The organism is Funiculus sociatus GB2-C1, from assembly GCF_039962115.1.
GTDB classification, from domain to species: Bacteria; Cyanobacteriota; Cyanobacteriia; order Cyanobacteriales; family FACHB-T130; genus Funiculus; species Funiculus sociatus.
Genome location: NZ_JAMPKJ010000050.1, coordinates 35,850 through 43,491, shown reverse-complemented (window position 1 = coordinate 43,491; position 7,642 = coordinate 35,850). Strand labels below are relative to the sequence as shown.

Here is a 7,642-nt window from a genome sequence, read left to right as displayed (position 1 = left end):
AACGCTCTTTTTCTTCCGGGGTCATAGCGGTTCCTCTTGCTTACCTTTTGAGACTTCAGTTGACTACCTATTATCTTTTCTTAATGGAATTTTTACAAAACCGGGATGCTCCCAACATTGACAAGCATTTGTTGGGTTTCGCTACAATTATTCTTCACAGTAGGTTGGGTTGACGTAGGAAACCCAACTTATTTATTAACAAGCATTTGTTGAGTTGCGCTTCGCTCTACCCAACCTAAAATTATTATAAATTGATATTAAAACAGCTCCCAACTTACTCGTGTCCTACACTGACATAAAACAACATTTCTTCCGCAGAACCCCAAAATACATCATATAATCCGGCAGCAACATAACGGTAAAAACTAGAATATTCCCAGTCTTTCGGTGCTTTCACTAATCCATGTTTGACTGGATTATAGTGAATATACTCCAGGTGTTTAGCAAAATCTTCTTCGTCTCGAATTTGATGTTCCGAAAAGCGGCGTTGCCAGATTGATTGCTCTTTTTTACTTTGTCTGGATAGAGAAACTTGGTGAGGTGGTTAGCACTCAAGTCGTTTTGCAAGGGTTCAGTGTGGCGGTAGATGAACTGCTGGGTTGATATGCGATCGCTTACTTTTGAGCAAGACCTGAAGGCGGAATTGACAAATTAGAGAGATTTGAAGGTATAGGTGGAAAGGTAGATGAAACGGGAGTATTGTTAGCTGGTGCTGTGGTTGGTGATTTACCGCACAAAGTTTCTAAATTTACCATTTGACCATTTGCTGTTTGCATATAACAAAATGGTATGTCAACATGAGATTGTACTTGCGATGCTGGAAGACTAAAAGCAGCCTTAGTTGTCAGTGTAATCAAAAAGCCAGATAGGGCAAACGTCCAACGAAAAATTCTTAGCATTTGAATCAAACTTGATAATACTCTTCGATTAAGAGCTTGGCTGATCAAGGTTTAAAACAACAACCGAGAAAACACCGAAAAACGGGCGTTGCATAATTGAGAGGTGACACCAATCGGCTAATTTTGGTAGGAAACACCAAACAAAAATTTTAACAAAAGAATTATTGTTTTTAAAATAACATCCTATATTTACCAAATATATTCCCTAAGTGTCGATGAGGTAAAGCTGTAAGGATGATACAGTTCTTTCAAAGATTGCCCTGTAATATAAAAGAAGTAGGAAAGCAGCAATCGCCAGGGTTCATTGGACTTGAATATCGCACACATTAAGTAAACCATATTGCCCTGTATAGAGTTTTTCAGTGGAATATATGGCAGTTCTGACGTTCAGTCCAGCTTGATAGGGACATGGCATTGCCATGTTCCTAGAGATGTATTGCACCCAATCAAGAATTGCTAGAGACAGTAACTGCATTCCTGCGGTTTCAACTTGATGTCTGCTAGAAATTGCTAGTAAATTTTCACCCATGCAAGTTGCCAATGTCGATTCTGATAATTCCCCCCGCTGTTGCATCCGCGATATTATTCAAAACAAGCGCCTGCAACCTCATTTCCAGCCAATCGTTTCAATCCGTAGAAGAGATGTTATTGGACTGGAAGCGTTAGCGCGAGGCATTGGGGAGGGCGGTTCGCTTATTTCTCCCGACACTCTTTTCGGCTTAGCTGCTGTTTTGGACACCATCCTAGATTTAGACAAGCTGTGCAGCAAAACGGCTGCGGAAAACTTCCTGCGCCTCCATGCTGCCAACCCAAAGCTGATTTTGTTTTTGAATTTTCACCCTTCTACGGTGGTTAGTGACTTAAAGGGCTGCGGCGAACTGCTGGATGTGGTGGAACACTTAAATCTAAATCCGCACAACATCGTCATCGAAATTCTGGAGTCGCACATCGACGACATCAAAGCGTTGAGTCGGATGGTGGACAGCTACAAGCAGCATGGCTTTTTAGTAGCGCTGGATGACATAGGTTGCGGTCACTCCAACCTTGACCGCATTGCTTTTATCAAGCCGGACATTTTGAAAATCGACCGCAGTTTGGTACAAAATATTCACAACGAATACCACAAGCAGCAGATTTTCAAGTCGCTGGTCATGTTGTCGGAAAAAATCGGCGGTTGGGTAATCGCGGAAGGGATAGAATGCCAGGAGGAAGCGATCGCAGTCCTAGAATTAGGTGCGGACTTGCTACAAGGCTATTATTTTGCCAGACCCCACGCCATTGATGCCGAACGGGACAACGGCTTCCAAGACACTATCAACGACACCGCAAACAAATTCAAAAGCCATAAGCTGGCTAAAATCAAAGCCCGCAAATCCAAGCAGGAGGAACGCTTGGCGACTGTGGACGCTTGCTTGAGGGAATTGACCACAACTCAGGTGGAAGATTTCGATCGGCAATTGAACGAAATCATTGGACATTATCCCTCAGTGGAATCGATCCACGTTTTGGATGAAACGGGCATACAAGTCAGCGACTGCATCTGCAACCTGCGGCACTTGCAACCACAAAAGACAATTATTTTTCCTGCGCCCGTTAAAGGCACCGATCACTCGCTAAAGGAATATTATTATCTTTTGCTGGAAGCACAATTTGCTTATTATACGACCGACCCTTATGTACCGCGACCGTCAGGAGATTTGTGCGTCACTGTCTCAGCCCGCTTCCATGATGCCAACAACCAACTGTTTATTCTGTGTGTTGCAATGTATGCAGATTTTGCCTTGGAAATTTAGGTGCATGGATTTATTAACCGTCAATTTCCTGTGTAGGGGCATGGCAATGCCCCTACAAATCGCCAATTTTGCCTTAGTGAAAGTTACATTGTCAGAGATTGCACGTTAGTTTCAATTAACTTCGCCAAGCTTTGCAAGAAAGCTGCGCCATCTGCACCGTAGATAATTCGGTGATCTGCGGTCAGATTTACCTGCATTTGTCGCCGCACTCCCATCATTCCGTCTTCGGTGGCGACGACTTGGGGACGCGACGCGCCAATTGCCAAGATAGCACCTGTCCCTGGAGGTAATATGGCATCAAACTTGTCTACGCCATACATCCCTAAATTGGAGAGGGTAAAGGTGCCAGAACTGTACTCGGCGGGTTGCAGCTGCTTGCTGCGCGATCGCTCTACTAAATCTTTCCAGGTACGGGACAAAGAGTAAATATCCTGCTGGTCAGCATTTTGCAGAACTGGCGTAATTAAGCCGCCGTCGTCCATTGCTACGGCTACGGCTACGTTAATCGCACTATGATAATGGATTCCCTGCTCTGAGTAGCTGGCATTCACCAAGGGATGTTTTTGCAAGGTTACGGCTACTGCTTTGGCGAGTAGCGCTGTCATGGTGACACCCTTGGATTTAATTTGCTTGTAGAGTTTGTCTAGGTTATCGGTGGTGATGGTGTAACCAACGCGGAAAGTAGGCACTTGCAGACTGGCTACCATGTTCCGCACGACGGCATTTTGCAGCGTGTTGAGGGGGACGACACTACCAGGAACGGCAACGGCTGGTATAGTGGCTGCTGCTGCGGGTTTAACAGATGGTGCTGGTGCTGGTGCTGTTGGTGCTGGCTGTGGTGCAACGGGTACCATTGTTGGTGTGGCAGTTGCGGCAGCAGGTTGTTTGCCTTTATTCGCTGCTGCTTCTACATCTTCGGCAACAATGCGCCCGTGGGGGCCACTGCCTTGGATGTTACTTAAATCAACTTTCAGCTCTTTTGCTAATTTACGGGCGCGGGGTGAGATGATGCTGCGTCCGTTGCGCCGTGCTGCTGGTGGCGTTTCTACGGCTGCGGTAGCGGCTGCTGGCTGTTCTTGGGGAGTGGGGGCTGGTGCAGGTGTGGGGGTGGCGCTGCCAGCACTGGGAGCCTGTTGTTGGGCTGTTTCGATTTCGGCTTCGGTTTCTGCGACCAGCGCGATCGCTGCCCCAACGGGTGCCGCTTCCCCAGCAGGTACGATGATTGTAGCCAGGTAGCCTTCATAAAAGGATTCCACATCCATATCAGCTTTGTCTGACTCTACAACGACCACGGTTTCGCCTTTTTCCACTTTGTCGCCTGGAGATTTGACCCAAGAGACTATTTTGCCTTCGGTCATCGTGGAACTAAGAGCGGGCATGAAAACTTCGTGAATCATGGGGTGGTCTTCCGAATCGACAGTCTACAAGAACAAGATTAAAGCCAGACGAATATTGTATCTTGACGGATGGCTTAGGGGCGAAGCATTCGAGGAACAATTTCTGACTTTATCCCAAATTTTTCGCTTGGGATGCTTCTCTCCTACTATCAGACCTTACCACGGTCTATATGTCTGTATTGCTGACAACCTTACAACGCTGATTCCTCCGGACGCTGGCGCTGCTGGCTAGAATTGGATATATAGAACTAAATTGAAACTTTCTATTATATCTAATGTCTGGCAAATTTGGAATTTCCCTTTTGGTGTTAGTAAGTATGACGCTGAGTTTGGGTGCTTGCAGCGACATCCGTGAACAGTACCCTCGGTCAGCTATAAATCCAGCTATAGGTTCAGATACGAATAATACTCCTACGCCTGGGTTACAATCGCCAACGACACAGGTGAGCCAAAGTATCCCCGTTAGTGCAGAGGCAGAGAGAGAAAAGTATAAAACTATACCTCTAACGAATATCAAAGATGGTAAATCTTTGAAGGGAACTGACCCGCAAGCGATCGCTCTGGCAGCTTTCGGTAACATTGAATCCGAGGGAGGATCGCGGGATGTTAGGGTTGAGTATCCGCAACCGGATCGAGCTGTTGTAACTATTACTCAAACTGGGGTTGCAGATGATTCTGTTGGTAGTATTAAGTATCGCGTAGAATTTGCACCAACCTCTCCATCAGCCCAAAAGCCCCAAGAATGGACGATAGCTTGGGTTGGTTCCCAGGTAAAGTGTCGTGTGGGGCGGGGTCATCAAGATTGGTCAACCGAAATTTGTCAATAGGGGCTGGGGACTGGGGGCTAGGGACTGGGGATTGGGGACTGGGGACTAGGTAAGACTTTTTTCCAATCCCCAATCCCCAATTCCCAAATTCTTAAATTTCCCCGCGAATTTCTTCGACAATTCCATCCCGCAGAAGAATTTCTACCTGCATTTTTTGAATCAGGTTGTCTCCCGGTTCAACTTTAAAGAAGCCTTCAATTTGACCGTGGTTAACCTCGTCGTTGAGGTCTATCATTTGCACTTGTTGCAACTGTTGCAGCAGCTGATTCTTTTGCTCTAGGAATTCACTTTTCTTTTGATTGACTTGGATTTGGATATTGTCAATTTGTTGCATCACTTGAGGGCCAGGGGGCTGCAAACTCTGTTTTTGGATTTCCGATATTGCCCTCTGTCCTTGCATCTCCAGCTGTTGTAGCTGAGAGTCAAGTTGATTAATTTGCGTCTGTAGTTGCTGCTGTGCTTCCTCCTTCCAACGAGGAGTGACAACCGCTTTAATAGTAACTGGTCGCTTCAGCAGCAGGTGTGATTGAGAAACATCCATATCCGTTGTACTTGAGAAAATTAAAGGAGGACTCAGAAAAGTTAGAAAGTTTTTCTGCCTACGGCGTTCCCGTAGGATCAGTTTGAAGGTTGAAAGTTGAAAGTTACAGGTTTAAACTTAACCAATTTTTAACTTATTAACTTTCAACTTGCCAACTTTTCAACTTTCCAACTGAATCAGGCAAACATCCCGTCGATCATATCGCGGTAGCGTTCCATTACGACAGGTCTCTTGATTTTCAAGGTTTGGGTCATCATGCCATTTTCAATGGAAAAGGGTTCTAAAATTAGCCTAAACGGGCCAATACGGTCATCTGGGCGATATCCAGGGCGATTTTGCACCTCTCGATTCAACTCTTGCCGGATTAAGTCCTGAATGATCTTACTATCGAGGTCTATTTCTGGTGTGCCTGGAGATGGTTGGTCTGGTAGACGCAAGTGTAAATTTTGTAAAGCTGCCCACTTTTCCAACGCTTCCACATTGGGGACAATTAAAGCACCAAGCGATCGCTCGTCTTGTCCTACTAGAGTAATCTGGTCGATGTAAGGGCTTCGCAGACAAGCATCTTCAATTGGCTGCGGTTCGATATTTTCACCATTAGTTAAGACAATCGTATCCTTTGCCCTTCCGGTCAGCACCACATCATTGGCCACTGTCAGCCAACCCAAGTCGCCGCTATTAAACCAGCCTTCCGGGTCAATTGCCTTAGCAGTGGCTTCAGGATTTTTGTAATAGCCTCGCATAACTTGGGGACCTCGCAACAACACTAAACCTCGTTGACCGACAGGAAGCGGCTGACGAGTTTCCGGGTCAACAATCTTAGCTTCTGTACCGGGAATTGGTTGTCCGGATGAACCTCGTAGATTATGCCAAGGGCGACGGGCGTGGGTGACGGGGGAAGTTTCCGTAAGGCCATACCCTACGAGTACCTGAAGCCCGGTAATTTCAAAGAAGTTCTCTAAGTGCATGGCTAAGGAACCGCCGCCGCTGAGAACATACTTCATTTTTCCTCCTGTAGCTTCGCGTATTTTTTCATACACGAGTTTTCCAGCAAGAGCATGGATAGGATACAAAGCTAAAGCTTGTATTCCAGCCAAGATTCTTTCTGGAAGCGAGGGAGATAGATTATCTAAGCGTAACTTTGAGAAGGTGCGACGAGCCTTGATGTAACGCTGACTTACATTGAGTAGGTTGTTAACCAGTTTCTGTTTGTTAGCTGGTTGTTCGCGGAACTGCTTTTGGACACCTTCATAAATTGATTCCCACAGCCGAGGAACGCCAACCATGTACTGAGGTTTATATTCTTTGAAGTCTCGCTTGATGTGACGAATGTTGCTGTAAATCTGGGTGCAACCTTGGGAGAGAAAAAAGTATTCGCCAATACGTCCGAAACTGTGCCAAGTGGGGAGAATGGTGATAGCGCGATCGCCTTTATGCGGTTGTAAAACAGCTCCCAAGGTGGTTAACTGGTGCATCAAGTTGCCATGACTCAGCATCACACCTTTCGGCTTGCCTGTAGTGCCGGAGGTATAAATTAATGTCGCCAGACTTTCTAGGGTTTGCGTGACACTTTGTAAAGATTGATTTGCACCAGCTGCCATAACTCCAGAAAAGTTCAACACTTTCACAGTGGAGTCTTGGAGTGGTTTTTCATTGGATAGTAGTATTACCAACTGAACTGGCAAATCTTTGAGGTGTTCCCAAAGTTTTGAGAGCGTCTTTAAATCTTCCACTACCAAGGCAGTGCTGCCGCTATTTTCTAGTATAAATAGTAACTCTTGCCGCTCTGCCTGAGCGCTGCGAACAGCGTTAAAGGCACCCGCTGTCATAATACCTTGGTCGGCAATGAACCAGCGAGGGCTGTTGTCAGAAAATAAAGCTACGCAAGATTCTGGTTTTACTCCCAATACCTGCAATCCAACAGCAAATTGTTGAATTTTGTCGGCAAGCTGGGTATAAGTTAGCACAACTTCTGGTTGAGAGTGGGGGTCATGGAGGGCTATGGCATCCCCAAAATGCGATCGCGCTTTTTTCCAGACTTCGGGTAGAGATTGGGCTGAGCTGTAATCTACCACATGGCTGAGGTTAGCACGCTCTCGCTCGCTGAGATGGAAGGTGGGAGTTTTCGACATACTCAATTTCTCCTCTAGCTAATCGCTGTGTTTCCAACATACTCCTTTGGGGG

At 46.1% G+C, this 7,642-nt stretch carries 8 protein-coding genes and 1 pseudogene; 3 read left to right on the top strand and 6 right to left on the bottom strand.

Features of this window, described 5'->3' with window-relative positions:
* Nucleotides 1-274: 274 nt before the first annotated feature.
* From NDI42_RS20500 to NDI42_RS20490, 3 genes and pseudogenes are all read right to left on the bottom strand, one after another.
* A pseudogene (locus NDI42_RS20500) lies at nucleotides 275-535 on the bottom strand (REP-associated tyrosine transposase); the annotation flags it as partial.
* 79 nt (nucleotides 536-614) lie between these two features.
* Nucleotides 615-899: a hypothetical protein gene (locus NDI42_RS20495; protein WP_190459994.1), complete on the bottom strand. Its 285-nt coding sequence runs from the start codon at nucleotides 897-899 to the stop codon at nucleotides 615-617.
* Between the two features lie 301 nt (nucleotides 900-1,200).
* Entirely contained in the window at nucleotides 1,201-1,428 is a 228-nt protein-coding gene (locus NDI42_RS20490; RefSeq protein WP_190459993.1) for a hypothetical protein, read from the bottom strand.
* Here NDI42_RS20490 and NDI42_RS20485 point away from each other — a divergent pair.
* The gene (locus NDI42_RS20485; protein WP_190459992.1) at nucleotides 1,427-2,692 is read left to right on the top strand and encodes an EAL domain-containing protein; all 1,266 of its coding nucleotides are present in this window, start codon (nucleotides 1,427-1,429) and stop codon (nucleotides 2,690-2,692) included. The two genes, NDI42_RS20490 and NDI42_RS20485, sit on opposite strands and share 2 nt — an antisense overlap.
* 83 nt (nucleotides 2,693-2,775) lie before the next feature.
* Here the strand turns inward: NDI42_RS20485 and NDI42_RS20480 are convergent, their stop codons facing one another.
* Nucleotides 2,776-4,089: a dihydrolipoamide acetyltransferase family protein gene (locus tag NDI42_RS20480; RefSeq protein ID WP_190459991.1), complete on the bottom strand. Its 1,314-nt coding sequence runs from the start codon at nucleotides 4,087-4,089 to the stop codon at nucleotides 2,776-2,778.
* Between NDI42_RS20480 and NDI42_RS20475 the strand changes: the two genes are divergently transcribed.
* Both NDI42_RS20475 and NDI42_RS20470 read left to right on the top strand, forming a co-directional pair.
* Nucleotides 4,088-4,321 carry a hypothetical protein gene (locus tag NDI42_RS20475; RefSeq protein WP_348231463.1) on the top strand — a complete coding sequence of 78 codons (234 nt, stop codon included), beginning with the start codon at nucleotides 4,088-4,090 and terminating at the stop codon, nucleotides 4,319-4,321. The two genes, NDI42_RS20480 and NDI42_RS20475, sit on opposite strands and share 2 nt — an antisense overlap.
* Before the next feature lie 43 nt (nucleotides 4,322-4,364).
* Nucleotides 4,365-4,916, top strand: coding sequence for a hypothetical protein (locus NDI42_RS20470; protein WP_190459990.1), 552 nt, complete (start codon nucleotides 4,365-4,367; stop codon nucleotides 4,914-4,916).
* A 91-nt stretch (nucleotides 4,917-5,007) separates the two neighbouring features.
* Here NDI42_RS20470 and NDI42_RS20465 read toward each other — a convergent pair whose 3' ends face one another.
* On the bottom strand, nucleotides 5,008-5,457 hold the full coding sequence (locus NDI42_RS20465) for a YlqD family protein (RefSeq protein WP_190419747.1): 450 nt from the start codon (nucleotides 5,455-5,457) through the stop codon (nucleotides 5,008-5,010).
* A 176-nt stretch (nucleotides 5,458-5,633) separates the two neighbouring features.
* Nucleotides 5,634-7,589, bottom strand: coding sequence for an AMP-dependent synthetase/ligase (locus NDI42_RS20460; protein WP_190459989.1), 1,956 nt, complete (start codon nucleotides 7,587-7,589; stop codon nucleotides 5,634-5,636).
* Nucleotides 7,590-7,642: the final 53 nt, after the last annotated feature.

What these genes read in the sequence shown, in the direction of transcription:
- NDI42_RS20495 (WP_190459994.1), bottom strand. Translation starts at nt 899, where the DNA reads ATGCTAAGAATTTTTCGTTGGACGTTTGCCCTATCTGGCTTTTTGATT.
- NDI42_RS20485 (WP_190459992.1), top strand. Translation starts at nt 1,427, where the DNA reads ATGCAAGTTGCCAATGTCGATTCTGATAATTCCCCCCGCTGTTGCATC.
- NDI42_RS20490 (WP_190459993.1), bottom strand. Translation starts at nt 1,428, where the DNA reads ATGGGTGAAAATTTACTAGCAATTTCTAGCAGACATCAAGTTGAAACC.
- NDI42_RS20475 (WP_348231463.1), top strand. Translation starts at nt 4,088, where the DNA reads ATGGGGTGGTCTTCCGAATCGACAGTCTACAAGAACAAGATTAAAGCC.
- NDI42_RS20480 (WP_190459991.1), bottom strand. Translation starts at nt 4,089, where the DNA reads ATGATTCACGAAGTTTTCATGCCCGCTCTTAGTTCCACGATGACCGAA.
- NDI42_RS20470 (WP_190459990.1), top strand. Translation starts at nt 4,365, where the DNA reads ATGTCTGGCAAATTTGGAATTTCCCTTTTGGTGTTAGTAAGTATGACG.
- NDI42_RS20465 (WP_190419747.1), bottom strand. Translation starts at nt 5,457, where the DNA reads ATGGATGTTTCTCAATCACACCTGCTGCTGAAGCGACCAGTTACTATT.
- NDI42_RS20460 (WP_190459989.1), bottom strand. Translation starts at nt 7,589, where the DNA reads ATGTCGAAAACTCCCACCTTCCATCTCAGCGAGCGAGAGCGTGCTAAC.